The sequence below is a fragment of the Cohnella cholangitidis genome (assembly GCF_014107495.1).
GTDB lineage: Bacteria > Bacillota > Bacilli > Paenibacillales > Paenibacillaceae > Cohnella > Cohnella cholangitidis.
In genome coordinates, this window is the sequence record NZ_CP041969.1 from 3,318,371 (window position 1) to 3,335,775 (window position 17,405).

14 protein-coding genes are annotated in these 17,405 nt (G+C 52.6%); 11 read left to right on the plus strand and 3 right to left on the minus strand.

The window, feature by feature from the left end:
* Nucleotides 1-287: 287 nt before the first annotated feature.
* Both FPL14_RS15600 and FPL14_RS15605 read right to left on the minus strand, forming a co-directional pair.
* Complete coding sequence (locus FPL14_RS15600) at nucleotides 288-1,880, minus strand: response regulator transcription factor (protein ID WP_182298374.1); 1,593 nt, start codon at nucleotides 1,878-1,880, stop codon at nucleotides 288-290.
* Complete coding sequence (locus FPL14_RS15605; protein WP_182298376.1) at nucleotides 1,858-3,660, minus strand: sensor histidine kinase; 1,803 nt, start codon at nucleotides 3,658-3,660, stop codon at nucleotides 1,858-1,860. The genes FPL14_RS15600 and FPL14_RS15605 overlap by 23 nt, the downstream gene beginning before the upstream one ends.
* 208 nt (nucleotides 3,661-3,868) lie before the next feature.
* Between FPL14_RS15605 and FPL14_RS15610 the strand changes: the two genes are divergently transcribed.
* The 10 genes from FPL14_RS15610 (at nucleotide 3,869) to FPL14_RS15655 (ending at nucleotide 15,413) form a co-directional block, all read left to right on the plus strand.
* Nucleotides 3,869-5,263 carry an ABC transporter substrate-binding protein gene (locus tag FPL14_RS15610; protein ID WP_182298385.1) on the plus strand — a complete coding sequence of 465 codons (1,395 nt, stop codon included), beginning with the start codon at nucleotides 3,869-3,871 and terminating at the stop codon, nucleotides 5,261-5,263.
* 92 nt (nucleotides 5,264-5,355) lie between these two features.
* Nucleotides 5,356-6,246 (plus strand): carbohydrate ABC transporter permease, encoded by an 891-nt coding sequence (locus tag FPL14_RS15615; RefSeq protein ID WP_182298387.1) that lies wholly within the window; start codon nucleotides 5,356-5,358, stop codon nucleotides 6,244-6,246.
* Between the two features lie 12 nt (nucleotides 6,247-6,258).
* Complete coding sequence (locus FPL14_RS15620) at nucleotides 6,259-7,098, plus strand: carbohydrate ABC transporter permease (protein WP_182298389.1); 840 nt, start codon at nucleotides 6,259-6,261, stop codon at nucleotides 7,096-7,098.
* A 32-nt stretch (nucleotides 7,099-7,130) separates the two neighbouring features.
* Nucleotides 7,131-8,042, plus strand: coding sequence for an N-acetylneuraminate lyase (locus tag FPL14_RS15625; RefSeq protein WP_182298391.1), 912 nt, complete (start codon nucleotides 7,131-7,133; stop codon nucleotides 8,040-8,042).
* Nucleotides 8,043-8,068: 26 nt separating this feature from the next.
* Nucleotides 8,069-8,905: an SDR family NAD(P)-dependent oxidoreductase gene (locus tag FPL14_RS15630; protein WP_182298393.1), complete on the plus strand. Its 837-nt coding sequence runs from the start codon at nucleotides 8,069-8,071 to the stop codon at nucleotides 8,903-8,905.
* Between the two features lie 54 nt (nucleotides 8,906-8,959).
* A complete protein-coding gene (locus FPL14_RS15635) occupies nucleotides 8,960-9,433 on the plus strand; it encodes a NanQ anomerase/TabA/YiaL family protein (protein ID WP_182298396.1) in 474 nt (157 codons plus the stop codon).
* A 126-nt stretch (nucleotides 9,434-9,559) separates the two neighbouring features.
* The gene (locus FPL14_RS15640) at nucleotides 9,560-10,018 is read left to right on the plus strand and encodes a MarR family winged helix-turn-helix transcriptional regulator (protein WP_182298398.1); all 459 of its coding nucleotides are present in this window, start codon (nucleotides 9,560-9,562) and stop codon (nucleotides 10,016-10,018) included.
* A gap of 62 nt (nucleotides 10,019-10,080) precedes the next feature.
* Nucleotides 10,081-10,911 carry an NAD(P)H-binding protein gene (locus tag FPL14_RS15645; protein ID WP_182298400.1) on the plus strand — a complete coding sequence of 277 codons (831 nt, stop codon included), beginning with the start codon at nucleotides 10,081-10,083 and terminating at the stop codon, nucleotides 10,909-10,911.
* Between the two features lie 208 nt (nucleotides 10,912-11,119).
* Nucleotides 11,120-14,284 (plus strand): hybrid sensor histidine kinase/response regulator, encoded by a 3,165-nt coding sequence (locus tag FPL14_RS15650; RefSeq protein WP_229263525.1) that lies wholly within the window; start codon nucleotides 11,120-11,122, stop codon nucleotides 14,282-14,284.
* Nucleotides 14,262-15,413: a response regulator gene (locus FPL14_RS15655; RefSeq protein WP_182298402.1), complete on the plus strand. Its 1,152-nt coding sequence runs from the start codon at nucleotides 14,262-14,264 to the stop codon at nucleotides 15,411-15,413. The genes FPL14_RS15650 and FPL14_RS15655 overlap by 23 nt, the downstream gene beginning before the upstream one ends.
* Nucleotides 15,414-15,617: 204 nt before the next feature.
* Here FPL14_RS15655 and FPL14_RS15660 read toward each other — a convergent pair whose 3' ends face one another.
* Complete coding sequence (locus tag FPL14_RS15660; RefSeq protein ID WP_182298405.1) at nucleotides 15,618-16,379, minus strand: exodeoxyribonuclease III; 762 nt, start codon at nucleotides 16,377-16,379, stop codon at nucleotides 15,618-15,620.
* A 237-nt stretch (nucleotides 16,380-16,616) separates the two neighbouring features.
* Here FPL14_RS15660 and murI point away from each other — a divergent pair, with 237 nt between their 5' ends.
* On the plus strand, nucleotides 16,617-17,393 hold the full coding sequence (gene murI / locus FPL14_RS15665) for a glutamate racemase (RefSeq protein WP_182298407.1): 777 nt from the start codon (nucleotides 16,617-16,619) through the stop codon (nucleotides 17,391-17,393).
* Nucleotides 17,394-17,405: the final 12 nt, after the last annotated feature.

The following is a 17,405-nucleotide window of genomic DNA, read 5'->3' on the forward strand; positions in this document are numbered from 1 at the left end:
ACAAAACAATCAGGGTAGAACGAGAGTCGGCCCTCCTTCGTTGGATGCTACGGATCGAAAATGCTAATAAACGCCTACATACCACTCGTTTGTAAGCGCTTTTACAAGAGATTATAGCTTAATGGCAGGAAAATTATAGAGGTCTGAATTGGTTTTTATTGTGTTCGTTTGTTGTTGTTTGTTAGGTTTCCTTGAGGGGGCAGAAAAAGTTTTGTTAGGTAGTTCGAAATGGAGGGAGAGGAGTCATGGACAACTCCGGTAGGCCATAGTCGTTGTCCATGATCGTGCTAGATTTGCGATCGGTACTCCGAGGGGGTCATTCCGACTCTCTTCTTGAATATCCGGCTGAAATATTTGTCGTCCTGGTAGCCGACCAGATTGGCAATCTCGTAGGTTTTCCCGTTCGTAGTCGTTAAGAGCGACTTGGCTTGCTCTATGCGTACGTGGGTAATGTAGTCCGTAATGTTCGTGGACTCCACTTGTTTGAACAAGAAGCTCAAATATACCGGGGAGAGGAACACTTCGGCGGCAATCGTTTCGAGCGTAATATTGCTTCCGTAATTGGCGAGGATGTACTCTTTGATTTTCTCGACGACGGCGTTTTTTCCGGATTTCCGCAAGCTTTGCGTCAAAGCCAGCAGCTTGAACAGAAATCCGCGCAGCAATTGGGCCAATTCATCGATCGTGTTGGCCTTGAAGACCAGCTCGATATCCTCGCCGGAGAGCAGTTCGTCCAGTTGGAGCTGGGGGTGCATCTCAACCATGACGTGGGTAGCCGCGATCATTTGCTGCAGGCTTAACGTTTTCGTTTCATGCTGGGTAAGCCCTTGATCCTTCAAAGACGAGAGGAAGGAAGTCAGCCAATCTTCCAAGCCGTTGGCGTTGCATACCCGAATAGACATGACGAGGTTCTCGTCTTGAAGGGGGGAATGATTCTTGCCCGTCAAGACGCCGCCCTGTTCTATCTCTAGATCGTCAACGCATATGACTTGGTTGGCGCCGGTGTAATATTTATATTGCAGCGCGATTTTGGCGTTCTCGTACGCCGTTTTACAGTCGCTGAGCAAGCTTGCGCAATGTCCGGATACTCCGATCGTAGCTCCAAGCCGCAGCGCGGCTTGAAGATTGGCGATTAGTTGCCGAAGAAGCGAACGAAGCTGGGGAAGCTGCTCCTCGGCGTCGATGTTGCACAGGATAATGAACCGCCGGGATTGTTCTTGGAATACAGCCTTGGCCGTCCAAGCTTCGAACGTTTCTTCGATAATGTTGGCGACGGCAAAATGGATCAGATGGTGATCTTCGACGGTGTACCGGTCAAGCTTACCCGTGTCATCCTCGATCTCCAACAGGCATACGCGAAACGGCCCGGATTGGATAGGGAGCCTTAAATACTCCGTTTTCTCCCGGAATATCTCTTGTTTCTGCTTGGTTCCGTCGATGAGGCTGTGAAGGAATCGCTCGACCATGACGGGGAAGTTCTCCTTCATCTGCCGCTTCAACGCGATCTCGGATTCCCATTCTTTCTTAACGCGCAGAATAACCTCCAGAAAGTGTTCCAGATCGGGCGGCTTAAGCAGGTAGTCGGATGCTCCGAGTTGGAGCGCTTGCTGGGCATACATGAATTCGTCATAGCTGCTTAGAATGATCGACTTGAGCTGAATTTGACGCGCGGCGATCTCCCTCAGCAACTGCAAGCCGTCCATTAACGGCATTTGGCAATCCACGATAATCAAATCCGGACGATGGGCCTCTATCATAGCCAACGCCTCTACGCCGTTATCCGCGGTTCCTGCCCATTCGAACCCGTACTCCTCCCATGGAATAAGCTTTCGCAGCCCGATGCATACGATGGGCTCATCATCGATGACTATGACTTTCATATAGGCTCACCCATTCCTCTTCGTTGTGGATCATCGGCAAACGAATCATGACGGTCGTTCCCTCGCCGATCCTGCTAGTTATCCGTAACCGATATTCTTCTCCGAACAGCATCGTCAGCCGTTCGTTCACGTTCTTGATCCCGTATCCGCCGCTGCTTGCGGGAGATACCTCCAAAAGCGCGGCCACTTGCCGCTCTTCCATGCCTTTGCCGTTATCCTCCACGGTGAACACGATTCCTTCGTCCCTAATGGCACCGGAGATCCGAAGGATGCCCTCTCCTCCGCGCTTCGTATCGAAGGAATGAAGGATCGCGTTCTCGACGATGGGCTGCAGAAGCAGCTTGGAGGTCAGATAGGGCTCAACGGCGGGCTCGATATCGTACTCCACCTTGAAACGATGCGGGAACCGCGCTTGTTGTATATTGACGTAGGCTTTGATTTGGTTGATTTCGTTTTCCAGCTTGTAATAATCGTTCCCGCGGTTAAGCGATAAACGAAACAGCTGGCTAAGCGACTTGACGACTTCCGCGGTATCGTTATCTCCATTGATCTTGGAATTGAGAAAAATATAATCGAGCGTGTTATACAGAAAATGGGGTTCGATCTGGGCTTGAAGCGTCTTCAACTCGATCATCTTCTGATTCGTCTGGCTGATATATACTTTCTGGATAAGCTCGTTTAACTCGGCGACCATCTGGTTGTATTTTTGCGTAAGCAGTCCAACTTCGTCTTTGGACTCGACGGGCACCTTCTGGTTGAAGTCCCCTCTCTTGAAATTGTTCATCGACCTCAGCAATTTCTGAATAGGCGAAGTCACGTTGCGGGACAGAAAAACGGACAACAACCCTACGATAAGCAAGAGAGAGGCGGACGCAATCAGAGTAAACCGCAATAGCACTTGGTGCTGAAGCCGTATTTCCTGCAAGGGAGTTAGACTGACTACGCTCCATTCGTAGGGCTCGACCTGAGCCGTGGATACGTAATAGTCTCTGTCGTTCACGCGGATAACCGGATCGGCATCGGGATCGATCAACCTCTTTTTAAATTCGAGATCCCCGTTGCGATAATATTCGATATCCCGGCTCTTCTGGTTGCTGGCCACCAGGTTGAAGTTGTCGTCGATCAACAGCAATTGAGTGGACTGGCTGATCTCGATATCTTGAATGGAATTCAACAGAGCATCGCGGCGGATCCCCATGAAGAGCATCCCCAGCTTCTGGTCGGCATCGTAGATGTTCGTTATGCGTCGTCCGATCATGATTTCGTTGTACTGTTGCAAATACGGGAAAAGAGGATCGCTGGAGAACATCCAGTTCGCTTCCCCCGCTTTGGCCGCGGTTACGATGTAAGTCGGAGTCTCCATTAACTGTTGGTAGGGAATCACTTCCCGATAAAAATCGTTGAAATCGCGGTACAGAAAGCCGTTCTCGCCATACACGATAATGAACGAGATGTAGTTTTTGGCGACCTTCAAGTTGGACAAGTAGGACACCATCGTCTGTTGCGCGCGATTGTATTCGTCGGGTTTAGGTTGGTTCAGCAGATTCTGGAAAGTCTCGTTGTTCATGATATAAGATGAAATATCCTGAACGTCGTCGAGCATCAGCTTAATGTTGCTCTCGATCAGGCCGATCGTCTGGTTCTGCTGGGTGAGCACCTGTTTCTCCAACAGCTTGGTAGAATTGAAATACGAGAAGATTCCCAAGCTTAGCAAGGGGATGAGCACGACGAGGATAAAGTAGAGAAAGATTTTTGTTTGGAGTTTTTGAAACAGCTTCATGGCGGGACCCTCCCGGAAGTACGACAAGGATGCTTATGGTGGCAAGCTTAACAAAAATAAAAAAGGGTTACAATCCTCGCAAACGTTTGCGAACGAGACTTCTAGAATAAGTCCACCAAATCTTGAAGTTGTCTCATTGTGAGGCGATCGCGGGAAAGAATATGATTAAAGCGCAGGAACGAATCCACTTGATACAGGGGGCATAAGCATGAAGACCGGCAAGAAGGGCGCGGCAAGATTAATAGGGTTGATCTTGGTTTTCAGTTTAATATTCGCAGGATGTTCCAACGGGAATAAGAACGAAGCTTCTCCGGAGGCTCAGCCATCCGGCACTCCGGCAAGCTCAAGCGCAAATGCGGGTTCCTCCGGCGAAGAAATCGATTGGAAAACGGTCAAAGCGGATATTCGCTTCGTCTATCCGGGTACGTCGGAGTCGGAGAAGCTGTTCGCCGAGACTTTCAAGAACGCGATGAAAGAAAAATATCCGAACGTCAACATCGAGTTCATGTACTTATCTTGGGCGGATATGGAGAAAAAAATCTCCGTTATGATCAGCACCGGCGACGTTCCGGACATCGCGACGACCCAAGACGTGACGAACTTCGTGCAAATGGACGGCTTGGAAGACTTGGCTCCGTACATGCAACGCGAGAATTCGACCGTGAAGACGGACAACTTCCTTCCCGGCACGCTTGATTATTCGACCATAGACGGCAAAATTTATGCGGCTCCTGCGACCGCGAACGCGTTCAATCTCATGGTCAACGAGAAAATGTTGAACGATGCCGGCATGAAGCTGGAAGATCTTCAAACTTGGGCGGACGTAGAGAAAGCCGCCGAATTGATGACGAAGGACGGCAAATACGGCTTCGGCTATCCGCTCGGCGTCGCTCGCTTCGCGTTCCGCGTGCCGTTCACGGCGGGTTACAGCAACGATCTGCTGATCGCGGACACTTCCGAGCAAAGCAAAGGCAAATATATCGAGCTGCTGAACCATTTCAAGAACCTGGAAGCCTTCCAACCGAAAGCCCATCTGACATGGGGCTATCCGGAAATGTTCAGAGCTTACAGCAACGGCGAAGTCGGCATGATTCCGGCGGGAACGTTCTTCTCGGCCAACGTTTACAGCATCAACCCGGACATCATCAACGTTTCCCGCGCGATTCCGTATCCGAAGGGTCCTTCGGGATCGGCGGCTAAAACTCCGGTTGCCAACTCCGGCTTCGGTATCTATAAAGGCAGCAAGAACAAGGAAGTCGCATGGAGATTAATCGAGGAATTGTTGTCTCCGGAGTTCAACAGCACGCAAGCGGCTATTCTAAACATTTCCGCCGAAAAAGAGACGAGTCTGGACGAAGTTATCAAAAAAGCGGAGAACGTGTATCCGAAAGCGATCGAAGGACATAAGCGCGTCATCGAGGATTTCTTGGGCATCGTCGACAAGACGGGCGTGCCTATGGACAAAATCATCGGACAACCGGAGATGGAAACGGTCGTTCAAGATATTATGGTCAAATTCCTGACGAACAAAGTTGACGCGGAAGAAGCTTACGGCGCAATCAAGAAGGGCATAGATTCAGTCGCAACCAAATACGCGAAATAAAAGGATTAATAGTATGGGGGACTCTCTATGGTTCAATCATTCGGAGTCCCCTTTCCTATCCGCATAAGATTGGACAGGGCGAGGAGAGTGGCATGATGACCCGCAAGTTTTTCAAGGCGCACGCTTTTGGCTATATGCTTCTGGCGCCCGCCGTGCTTTATTTGATCGCTTTTCAGTTCTACCCCCTGTTCGAGACGGTTCGGCTCAGTATGTTCGACTATTCCTTGATCTCGAATAGAGCCATGTCTTTCATTGGCCTCGACAACTACGTTTACTTGCTAACCGAAGACGATAAATTTTGGAAAATTATGTGGAACAGCCTCGTCTGGGTCATCGGATCGACGGTATTCCAATTCGCGGTGGCCATTCCGGCCGCATTGATATTAAATTCGAAGCTTCGATCGCGCGGATTATGGCGGGGGCTGATGATGGTTCCTTGGGTATCCCCGGTCGTCATTATCGGTATCGTGTGGAAATGGATATACGACGGACATAACGGCTTGGCCAATCACTATCTGACGACATGGCACATCATTCAGGACAATATCGTCTGGCTCGGAGACGAGTTCTGGGTATGGCCCGCGCTGCTCCTGACTTCCGTATGGAAAGGGTTCCCGTATATCGCCTTAATGTTGTTATCGGGGTTGACGGGCATATCGAAAGAAATGATGGAAGCCGCCGAAGTGGACGGGGCTACGTCTTGGCAGCGGCTAACCCGCATCGTGCTGCCGTTGCTCAAACCGATCATGTACGTTACGGGGATGGTTTCCATCGTCTCGTCTTGGACGAAGTTCGAAATGATCTGGGCTTTGACGAATGGCGGACCGGGTTTCGAAACGAGCATTTTACCGACTTACGTGTATACGAACGCGTTCGTCTATTACGATCTCGGAAGAGGCTCGGCCATCGCGGCTCTATCGATGGTATTCGTCCTTGTGCTGGTGGGGATCTACGCGAAGCTGTTCGGCAAGGAAAATGATTAGAAGGGTGAGGTTATGAAAGAGACGCTGTCGCTACGCACGATGAAATACGCAAGCTTAACGATTCTGATGGTGTTCACCCTTTTCCCTTTCCTGTGGCTTGTGGATACGACGTTTAAGGGCACGGAAGAGATGTTCGCTTCGTCGCCGACGTGGTGGATATCCGACTTCACTTTCGAACATTACGCCTGGGCAGTCGGGGAGCAAGGAATGAATATCGGCAAGCTGCTGTCCAACTCCATTATCGTGTGTGCTTTAACCGCGCTATGCACCGGGCTCATCGCCTGCGTCAGCGGGTATGGGCTAGCGAGGTTTAAGGTGCCGGGAATCAGCTTGGTCGTCGTATTATTTGTTCTGGCTCAGATGATCCAGGGGCCGTTAATCATGATTCCGTGGTACAAGCTGGCTTCCGCTTTCTCGATCTTGAATACGAAGACCGTGCTTGTCCTGATCTATAACACGATGACCATTCCCGTTGCCGTATGGATCATGAGCGGATTTTTCAAGAGCGTGCCTAAGGAGTTGGAAGAAGCCGCTTATATGGACGGATCGACCAAGCTCAAGACTCTGTTCAGGATCATGGTGCCTATGGCATTGCCGGGTCTCGTCTCCGTCAGCTTGTATTCGTTCATCCTTGGTTGGAACGATTACCAATATTCCTTGATTCTGACCAACTCGCTGGCGGCCAAAACCGTTCAGGTGGGCATCGCGGAAGTGATGGAAAGCATGGGAGCGGCGAACTGGGGCGGCATTCTGGCCAGCGGGGTCATAGTCATTCTCCCGATTATCTTTATTTTTTCGTTCATTCAGAAGCTGTTGATCGAAGGCCTAACGGCCGGCGGAATTAAAGGCTAACTCATCCCAGACACGGATAGGAGATTTCACTCATGACGACAAACCGTACGAAATATGCGAATCTGCAAGGAATCATTCCCGCTCTCATTACGCCATATGGCGCCGATGGCAAGATCAGCGATCCCGTTACCCGGCAACTGGTTAGACATCTCATTGCTCAGGGCGCATCCGGGTTTTACTTAAGCGGAAGTACCGGCGAAGGTTTTATGCAAACGATCGAGGAGCGCCAATATTTGCTGGAAATCGTCATGGACGAGGTGAAGAAGGAAGTTCCCGTCATTGCCCATGTCGGCGCGATGGATACGGATACCGCCGTCAGATTGACTCGCCACGCGCATGACACCGGAGCGACGGCCGTATCGGCGGTGACGCCGTTCTACTACAAGCATGGTTCGGAGCAGATCAAGCGCCATTACATCGACATTGCCGAGGCGGCCGACATTCCGCTTATCGCGTATCATTTTCCGGACATGACGGGCTCGAAGCAGTCGGCGGACTTCTATAGGGAATTGTCTCGGGTCGAAGGGATTATCGGATTGAAATTCACGTCCACGAACGTCTATGAGATGCAGCAAATCATGGATGTCTGCGGCGAAGATTTCCTCGTATTCAACGGTCCGGACGAGATTTGCTTGGCGGGCTTGACCATGGGGGCCGTCGGGGCGATCGGCTCGACCTACAACATCATGCCCGCGAAATTCGCGGAGCTGTACAAGCTGTTCCGGCAGGGCAAGATCGCGGAAGCGAGAGCGATCCAGTACGAGGTCAATCGGGTCATCCATGAGTTGCTCAAGTACGACTTCATTGCGTTCGAACGGGAGATTCTGCGTCTTCAAGGCATCGACACGGGCGTGCCGCGCAAACCGATTCAGCAATTGACCGACGCCCAGCGCGCCGACATTTACGAGACGGCTAAACGTTTCTCTTTCTTGAACGTGCAATAACGCGAGAGCGGAGGAGGCGAAGGCAAGTGGAGGCAAGGGTTAACGTACGGCAGTTGTTCGATCTGACGGGGAAGATCGCGTTGGTTACGGGCGGGAATAATCTAGGTTACGATGCGGCGGAAGCGTTGGCGGAGCTGGGGGCGACCGTCGTGGTCACCCGCCGCCGCCAGGAGGAAGCGGATCGGACGGCGGAGCGGCTCGCGGCGGATACCGGCGCGCTTGTTGTCGGAGCGGAACTGGAAGTAACGGACGAGGCGAGCTGGAGGAAGGTCGTCGGCGATATTGTCGGACGTTTCGGAAAGATCGACATTCTCGTCAACAACGCCGGCGGACGCAAGGTATCGACCGTTCCGGAGACGATCGAGGACGATCCTTCATTCGAGTTCTTGGAGACTCGTCTGCTGGAAGATTGGAAATATACGATGGACGCGAATCTAACGAGCGTGTTCCTAGGATGCCGCACCGTCGCTCCTCATATGAAGCAAGCCCGTTCGGGGAAAATCATTAACATGGCTTCCATCGACGGAATCGTAGGACGCGATCTGAGAATTTATCCCGGTTCGGGGTTGTCCCCGACCGTACCGGATTACTTGGCCAGCAAGGCGGGCGTCATCAATCTTACGAAGGGGATCGGCGTATCCTTGGCTCCGTTCGGGATCTATGTTAACGCGATCTCGCCGGGAGGCTTCTACCGGGCGCAGCCGGACCGATTCGTCGAGAATTACACGAAGCTGGTTCCGCTAGGGCGAATGGGACGGGACCGGATCGACCTGAAAGGATCGATCGCTTATTTGGCTTCGGGAGCCTCCGACTACACGGTAGGACATAACCTCGTCATTGACGGCGGGCTTACCTCGTGGTAAAACAGATGCGTAAAGCGCCAAAGCTAAGGAATCCTAGGGGACGGAGTTGCTACTATGATATTCGGCGATAGCTCCAAGCTCGCGACGCGCGAGTTCGAAATTGTTCATCCGGTGCTGCGGGAAGCCCTCTTGAGGCTGGAACGGACGGATTTGAAGGCGCTGGCTCCGGGGAAATACGAATGGGACGGCGACCGCGTGTTCTTGCTCATTCAAGAGCTGGAGACGGCGCCGAAAACGGACAAGAAGCTGGAATCGCATGAGCGATATGTCGACATTCAATATTTGATCGACGGAGAAGAAGTCATCGGTTACGCTAGAAGATCCTCCGATCATATCGTTTGCCAGGACGAGCTGGAGAGCAAGGACTTTGCCCTCTACGAGGATCCTGCCGTCGAGATGGACTTGCTCTTGAAGCCGGGAATGTTCGCCGTGTTTTTCCCCGCCGATCTGCATCGTCCGGGCGTTAGCGGCATTGTACCCGGCAAGATTAAGAAGGCGGTCGTTAAGATAAGCTGCGATCTGCTTTAGAGAAAGGCCGCGAGCCCTCGCTCTGGGGAGTTCGCGGTTTTTTTGCGATTCGTTGGCTGTTGACAGCCTTCGTCTCATTAGATACATTATAGTTAAATATTTAACTAATTAAGGGCGATGGCATAAATGAATGACATTCAACGGTACGTGACGGAGCTCCCGCTCGAAGCCCGAACGTTCTTCTCGCTGGTGGACGCTACGGCGCGTTTGATCGGTTTCTCCGAGAAGTACTGGTCTTCCAAAGGCTTGAACGGAGCGCGAATACGTTTGCTCGTGGAAATCGCCAAAGCCGGCGGTACGATCCTGCCATCGGATTTGGCTGCTCGAATCGGCGTGACGAGGGCGAACATAAGCGTCTTGCTCGTTCCGTTAGAGGAAGCGGGTTATCTAACGAGTTCGGACCATCCGGAAGACGGACGGAAGAGAATCGTCGTTCTTGCTCCGGAGGGAGAGCGCTTGTTGCGGGACGTGCTGCCGGGGAACAGGTCGGTCATCGCGTCCCGGATGGAAGGCCTTAACGATGAGGAAAAAGTACAATTGTTAACACTGCTTGGCAAGCTCCAAAAGGGGACTGCGACTCCGTAGTTCCTTTCTTTTAAGGAATATAGTTAAATGTTTAACTAATAACGAGAGGGGTTATTTGAACAATGAGAATCGTCATGACGGGCGCGACCGGCAATCTTGGGAGGTTAATTGCAAACGAATTGCTCAATCGCATGCGAGCCGAAGATCTTATCCTTAGCGTAAGGAGACCGGATGCAGTCGAAGTCGAACCCTTCAGGCGGCAAGGGGCGGAGGTTAGATACGGAGATTACGACAACCCGAAATCGCTTAGGGAAGCTTTTAGCGGAGCCTCTCGGCTGCTGCTCGTATCTTCCTCCCATTCCGATGATACCGTTCGTCTGAAACAACACGCGGCCGCGATCGAAGCGGCAGCGGAAACGGGAATCGAACATCTTTTCTATACAAGCTTCGCCTATGCGGAGAAAGGGCGCTTACCACTGCATGCGATGCATCTTCAGACGGAACAAGCGATCCGTGCCTCTGGTCTGTCTTATACGATTCTTCGAAATGCGACCTATACGGATGTTCTTAGATTTCTAGGTTTAAGAGAAGCGGTATCGAGCGGCATTCTGCTCAGCCCGCCCGGGGATTGGACGTTTAATGCGGCGTCCAGAGAGGATCTGGCGGCTGCCGCGGCAACCGTTCTGACGGAGGATGGGCATGAGAACCGAATGTATGAGCTCACGGCTTCGCGAGCATGGAATCTAGGCGATCTAGCGCGCGCGCTGTCGGAGGCGTCGGGACGCCGAGTCGTTCATCGCGCGGACCCCTCCATGAATAATCCCTTGTACGGGATGCTTCCTCTGTCGGATACGAGATCAGTTTCCCCCGATTTGGCGAGGCTGGTCGGCTATCCTTTGCAATCGCTGAAGGATGAAGTCCGCAAACTGCTGGAGTCCAAGATGATCGGCTAGAGGTTAATTCGGACGCTGTTCTCTAAGTTCAGAATGGGTTCAGAATCCCGATTATACTGGAGGAAAACAACCGCCGTGCATGAATGGCAGGCGCTCCTGCGTCTCATGCCGTGGAAGCCTGTCGAAGCGATGCTCTCGACAGGCTTAACTCTCGTTTAAGGCGGAATAATTCTGATATAATTCGAATAACGAATGGAAGGACAGAGAGATGCCGAGGAGCCGAATGATGGACAAGCGTAAGCGAATCATGGGTTTGGTTATGATTGCCATTTTAATATTAACCGTGCTGATGTTCGCTTGGATAGAGTTCGAATCGCGGGATGGCGTGAGAGCCAGCGAAGGCGTCATCGATTTGAGCGAATGGGATTTCAAGGGCGACGGTACGGTTCGGCTGGACGGGGAGTGGGAGTTCTATCGGAATCGGCTTCTTAAGCCGGAGGATTTCGCGTCGGGCGCCCTTGCCCCGGACAAGCTGGCGGGCGATGGTCAGTTCGTCAGCGTTCCCGGCAATTGGAACGGCTATTTGCACGGGGACGGATCCAAGGGAGGAATCGGCTACGGCACTTATCGATTGAAGATCAAGCTGCCCGACTCGTCAAAGGGCTTATACGGAATCAAAACTTCGAATATTCGAATGGCTAACCGGATTTATTTGAACGGACAAGAGGTTGGCTCAAGCGGATCGCCAGCTGCAATTCGATCGGAGGGCGTGCAAAATAACATTCCTTACGCAGGGTACGCCTCCATCGAGGGGGATTCCGCGGAATTGATCGTACAGGTTGCGAATTACAGCTACTCAACGGGAGGGATCATCTATTCGATCTCCTTCGGAGATCAAGCTTCCGTGACGAACAGCAAGCTGTTCAGCGTAATAAAGGATGCCGCATCGGTGACCGGTTTATTGCTTCCGGCCGTATTCGGCATGTTGCTCTACGGCTTGAGGAAGCAGGAGAAGGGCTTGTTATTTTTAGCGCTGTTCTGCTTGGTTTGCCTAGTCTATATGTTGACCCAAGGAGAGAAGCTGATCGCTCTGTTGCTTCCGGGCATTCCTTACTGGGTCGTGTTGAAGATTCAGCCGATCTCTTCGTCGTTAGTCTATTATTTCTTGCTGAGATCCGTAGCTTTGACCAGCCCGGGAGAAGCGCATAAATACGCGATACCCGTAGCGACATGGCTTACGCTTACCTGGATAGGCGTTATCGTATGCGGGTCCTCCTTGTTTATCTCCCAGTGGGAAATTTTGATTTTGTTCAACGGCATGACGGTGGTCGGCTATTCGATGTATTTAATGTTGAAGGGGCGCCAACGGAATTCGCCAATCGACTTCTACTGGTTGCTTAGCGCGCAGAGCGTTCTAATCATGATCGTCCTCTATGTGCTTTATTTGTCAGGGGTATGGGCGGGGTTGCACCTCGTCGCTTACGAGATGGTCATCTTTTTCATTGCCCAGGCCGCGCTATTCGCGAAACGGGTCACTCATTCCGCTAGGGAAGTAGAGAAGCTGTCCGAGAGGCTGCTGACCCTTGACGGGCTAAAGAACGAATTCATGGCCAATACGTCGCACGAGCTGCGAACGCCTTTGCACGGCATGATCAACATTGCCCAGTCCATGCTGGAGGGGGCAACGGGATCGCTGAATAACGAAAAGCAAGCGCAGCACCTGTCCATGATCGTGACGACGGGCAAACAGCTTTCGGTCATCATTAACGAAATCCTCGAATTCGCCGAGCTGCGCAGCGGAGGGCTGAAGCTGGTCAAACGAGCGGTTCATCTCCAGCCGGTCGTTCATGCCGTAGTCGAGGTAATAGAGCACACTCTGGCGGACAGGCAGGTGCGCATAGTCCAACGTCTGTCCGGCAATCTGCCGCTTCTGGATGCCGATGAGGATCGGCTGCGGCAAATTCTCTATAATCTGCTCGGAAATGCGATCAAGGCAACGAGCGCCGGAGAGATATCCGTATCCGCTTATGCGGAAGACGGTTATGTAACGGTCGAAGTCACGGATACGGGCATAGGGATGCCCGCCGAACAGTTAACGGCGATTCTACATCCCCGGCAAGGCAGGGCTTCCAGTCGCAAGTTCCAAGGCTCCGGGCTGGGGCTGAAAATTACGAAGCAGTTGGTCGAGCTGGGGGGAGGAACGATCTGGGCGGAGTCGGCCGAGGGCCAAGGCACGACCTTCTTTTTCACCGTGCCCTGTCTGGAGGAAGAGTCGCAGCTATCCGTTCAGCAGGGGATGGCGGAGGTTGCCGCTGCGGCCGTGCCGAATTGGGACATGCAAGGGGAGGTCGTCCCTTCGGCGGACCGCGGAGAAACGGAGTTCAGGGTTCTGATCGTGGACGACGATCCGGTTAACCTTCAGGTGCTTGTCCATTTGCTGTCCATGGAACGGTGCGAGGTTATCGCGGTCGGCAGCGCGGGAGAAGCGCTTCAGGAAATTATGGCGCCGGGCATGAAATACGATCTGGTGATCACGGACTGGATGATGCCGGGGATGTCGGGAATCGAGCTTTGCCGGGCGATTCGGGGAAGGTTCATGTTATCCGAGCTGCCCGTTCTGCTTCTGACGGCCAAGAGCAATCCCGAAGATATCCGAATCGGATTCGAGGCGGGCGTCAACGATTACATCAGTAAGCCCGTCGATGCGGGCGAGTTAAGGGCGCGCGTTCGAACGTTGCTCGAGCTGAGGGGATCGGTCAAGCTTGCCGTTCAATCGGAGATGGCGTTTCTGCAAGCGCAGATCAAGCCTCATTTTCTATACAACGCGTTAAATACCATTATCGCCGTCTGTCCCGTCGACCCGTACAAAGCCATGGAATTGTTAGTCGAGCTAAGCCAGTTTCTTAGAAGCAGCTTCGACTTCCATAACCGGGACAAGCTGACGACGATCGGCAAGGAGCTGGAACTGGTGAAATCCTATCTGGCGGTAGAGAAGGCGAGATTCGAAGAGCGGTTGAACGTACGGTTGGAAGTGGAGTGCGATTTGCAGGTGCGGATTCCTCCGCTGACCATCCAGCCGATTATCGAGAATGCCGTTAACCACGGGGTAATGAAAAAAGAAGCCGGGGGCACGGTCAAGCTCGGCATTACGGAAGAGAACGGTAATATTATGGTCAGGGTAGAGGACGACGGAGTCGGATTTACGGAGAAGCGGCTAGCCGAGGTGCAATCGGATAAGGGGACCGGGAGAGTCGGGCTCAGCAATATCCACCGGAGGCTCGTGAATTTATACGGCAGCGGATTGGTTATAAGCAACGGGCAGGAGCGGGGCGCGATCGTTAGCTTCCGGTTCCCGAGAGATTCCGTCGCGAGATCCGCCGAAGATGAGAGGGATGGGGGGGAGACAACGGATGAGAGCGATACTGATCGATGACGAGAAACCGGCGCTTGCCCAGATCGAATGGTTGTTGGAGCGCGACGGCCGCTTGGAAGTGGCCGCTAAGTTCACTTCCGCCCGCGAGGGGATCAAGTACCTGGAGAAGAACAGGGCGGAGATCGTCTTTCTGGATATCGAGATGCCCGGGCTGAACGGGCTTGAAGCGGCGGAGCATATTCGGCAGATCGATTCGGAGATCCGAATCGTATACATTACCGCATATTCCGAATACGCGATCGAAGCGTTCGATCTGAACGCTCTGGATTACTTGCTTAAGCCCGTTCACCCGGAGAGGTTCAAGAAGACCGTCACCCGGATTATCGAGGATTTAGGCAGAATTCGGGTCAAGACGGAAGAACCCGTTCAGCCTCAGGTGACGACTTTCAAAAGGCTTGCCCTTCATGACGGGGAAACGTCGAATACGTCTCTCAAGCATTTGCGGGCGTTACGAACGTTGAAAGCCCAGGAGCTGTTCGCTTATTTCATCCATCACAAGGATCAATGGATTTCCAAGGATCAATTGCTGGAAACGTTGTGGCCCGGCGGCGTGTACGAGAAAATCATGGTATTGCTGCATACTTCGGTATATCAAATCCGCAAAATGTTGAAGGAATGGAACGTAAAAGCCGCGATCGAGTTCGCCTTGGATAGCTACAGGTTAACAAGCGACAGCCTGACGGTGGATAAAGAGTTGTTCGAACGGGATACGGCTATAGCGTCCGTCGAAACGGAATCGCAGAGAGAATCGGTTGCTCGCGCGTTGGGATTGTATACGGGAGATTATTTGGAGGAGCACGATTACGATTGGGCCGCGTCGCGCAGAGGAGAGCTGAGGCAGAAATACGTAAGGCTGACGAACAGCCTCGCCCAATATGAATCGGCGACGGGCAGGGAGAAAGACGCCCTCGGGCGACTCATCGCGCTTCATGGGCAAGAGCCATACTCCGACGAGATTTGCCTGGAGATCATCAAGATGTATGCCGCGATGGGGGATTATGAAGCGGTCGGGGCTTATTATGATAAGTTCGCGCGCCTGATACGCGATGAGCTTAATGCCGAGCCGGAAACAAGCCTGACGCAGTACGCGAAAGATTTGGCTGCGGGAAACAAAGGCCGGAAACCCTAGGGTTTCCGGCCTTGTGCATGATAAGGTGATGCCATAACGCTTTTGCGTGCAAACAAGGTCGTTCGGAGCGAAATAGAGTGTTGGCATAGCGTAATGAATCCGAGATGGACGAAATCGGCTCTATCGATCACGAATAAGGTGTTGGCGTAACGCTATTGCGTCCAAACAAGGCTGCTCCCAGCGAAATAGAGTGTTGGCATAACGCTATCCCGTAACCCCGATGTCCAAGATGACCGGACAATGGTCGCTGCCTTTGATTTCCCAATCGATCTGCGCATCGGCGATCGCGGGAGCCAGACGCTCGGAGGCGAGGAAATAGTCGATTCTCCAGCCGACGTTCCGCTCGCGAACGCCCGGCATGTTCGACCACCACGAAAAGACATCTCCCCTATCCGGGTACAGGTGTCGGAACGTATCGATGAAGCCGGCTTCCAGCAACTCGGTCATTTTCCCACGCTCTTCGTCTGTGAAGCCGGAGTTGCCGCGATTGGCTTTGGCGTTCTTGATGTCGATCTCTTGGTGGGCCACGTTCAGGTCGCCGCACACGATGACGGGCTTATGCTTGTCCAATTCCAGCAGGTAGGCGCGGAAGCGATCTTCCCACTCGACCCGGTAATCCAGCCTGGAGAGATCGCGCTTGGCGTTCGGCGTATACACGGTTACCAAATAGAAGTCTCCGAACTCAAGCGTAAGCAGGCGGCCTTCGGGTTCATAATCTTCTTCCATTCCGTATCTTACGGATAGAGGCTTGATCCTCGTGATGACAGCAGTGCCGGAATAACCTTTTTTCTCCGCGTAATTCCAATACTGCGCATATTCTTCCCCGTATTCCAAGCAGATTTGTCCCTCCTGCAGCTTCGTCTCCTGAAGGCAGAAAATATCGGCGCCGACTTGCTTGAAATAATCGTTAAAGCCTTTATTGACGCATGCCCGCAGGCCGTTCACGTTCCATGAAACGAGCTTCATCCCATCTAACCCCTTGTCGCTTTCAGTCTCTTATTTCCCAGTGTATCATAGTTCCTTGTCCTTATAGAAAGACGGATTGTTTTTTATCCGAAAACTGCTATCCTTAAAGAGGGCTAAGAGCCCTCCCTACCGAACGCGCCGGCAACTCGGCGTGGAATACATTTACATTTGCGGCGAGGCTTTGAACGCGATAGGCTAGACATATCTTCTACTACATTTAATAGGAATAGATGACATATGACAATCGGATTTTTCGACTCGGGCATTGGCGGATTAACCGTGTTGGAGGAGTCGTTGCGGAGGCTTCCGGCGCAGGATTATCTCTATATGGCGGATACGCTGCATGTTCCTTACGGAACGAAATCGCAAGACGAGGTCAGATCGTATATATTGGATGCCGTCGAGACGATGATGGCCGAAGGCTTGGAGGCGCTTGTCGTGGCTTGCAACACGGCGACCAGCATCGCCGTTAACGAGCTGAGGGAGCGGTATTCCCTGCCGATCGTCGGGATGGAGCCGGCGGTGAAACCCGCGGTCGAGATGAACCGCGCTACCGGCAAAAGAGTACTGGTCTTCGCAACGCAGTTAACGTTGCAATTGCCGAAATATTACGCGCTCGTCTCCAGGGTGGACGACGGGGGAATCGTGGATTCGCTGCCTTTGCCGGAGCTCGTCCGTTATTGCGAAGCTTTGCAATTCGACAGGCGCATTATAGGCGACTATTTCCGCGAGAAGCTGGCTGCCTACAATCTCGACGATTACGGAATCGTCGTGCTCGGCTGCACGCACTACCCGTTCTACACGAACATCCTTCAGGAAATACTGCCCCCGCACATTCAGATCGTTAACGGGAACGCCGGAACGATCCGCAGGCTGGCGGCTTTGCTTAGCCGTTACGGCGTAGCGTCGGGCAGAGGGAGCGGACAAGTCAAATTCATGTGTACCGGCGGAGAGCAGGCTTATATCGACAAAATGCACACCGCGTTAAATCTCCTGCGCGAGAATAAACTGTAACCGAAAAGGCCG

Excerpts from the sequence above, each read along its gene's own strand:
- FPL14_RS15600 (WP_182298374.1), bottom strand. The coding sequence starts at position 1,880 with ATGAAAGTCATAGTCATCGATGATGAGCCCATCGTATGCATCGGGCTG.
- FPL14_RS15605 (WP_182298376.1), bottom strand. The coding sequence starts at position 3,660 with ATGAAGCTGTTTCAAAAACTCCAAACAAAAATCTTTCTCTACTTTATC.
- FPL14_RS15610 (WP_182298385.1), top strand. The coding sequence starts at position 3,869 with ATGAAGACCGGCAAGAAGGGCGCGGCAAGATTAATAGGGTTGATCTTG.
- FPL14_RS15615 (WP_182298387.1), top strand. The coding sequence starts at position 5,356 with ATGATGACCCGCAAGTTTTTCAAGGCGCACGCTTTTGGCTATATGCTT.
- FPL14_RS15620 (WP_182298389.1), top strand. The coding sequence starts at position 6,259 with ATGAAAGAGACGCTGTCGCTACGCACGATGAAATACGCAAGCTTAACG.
- FPL14_RS15625 (WP_182298391.1), top strand. The coding sequence starts at position 7,131 with ATGACGACAAACCGTACGAAATATGCGAATCTGCAAGGAATCATTCCC.
- FPL14_RS15635 (WP_182298396.1), top strand. The coding sequence starts at position 8,960 with ATGATATTCGGCGATAGCTCCAAGCTCGCGACGCGCGAGTTCGAAATT.
- FPL14_RS15640 (WP_182298398.1), top strand. The coding sequence starts at position 9,560 with ATGAATGACATTCAACGGTACGTGACGGAGCTCCCGCTCGAAGCCCGA.
- FPL14_RS15645 (WP_182298400.1), top strand. The coding sequence starts at position 10,081 with ATGAGAATCGTCATGACGGGCGCGACCGGCAATCTTGGGAGGTTAATT.
- FPL14_RS15650 (WP_229263525.1), top strand. The coding sequence starts at position 11,120 with ATGCCGAGGAGCCGAATGATGGACAAGCGTAAGCGAATCATGGGTTTG.
- FPL14_RS15655 (WP_182298402.1), top strand. The coding sequence starts at position 14,262 with ATGAGAGCGATACTGATCGATGACGAGAAACCGGCGCTTGCCCAGATC.
- FPL14_RS15660 (WP_182298405.1), bottom strand. The coding sequence starts at position 16,379 with ATGAAGCTCGTTTCATGGAACGTGAACGGCCTGCGGGCATGCGTCAAT.
- murI (WP_182298407.1), top strand. The coding sequence starts at position 16,617 with ATGACAATCGGATTTTTCGACTCGGGCATTGGCGGATTAACCGTGTTG.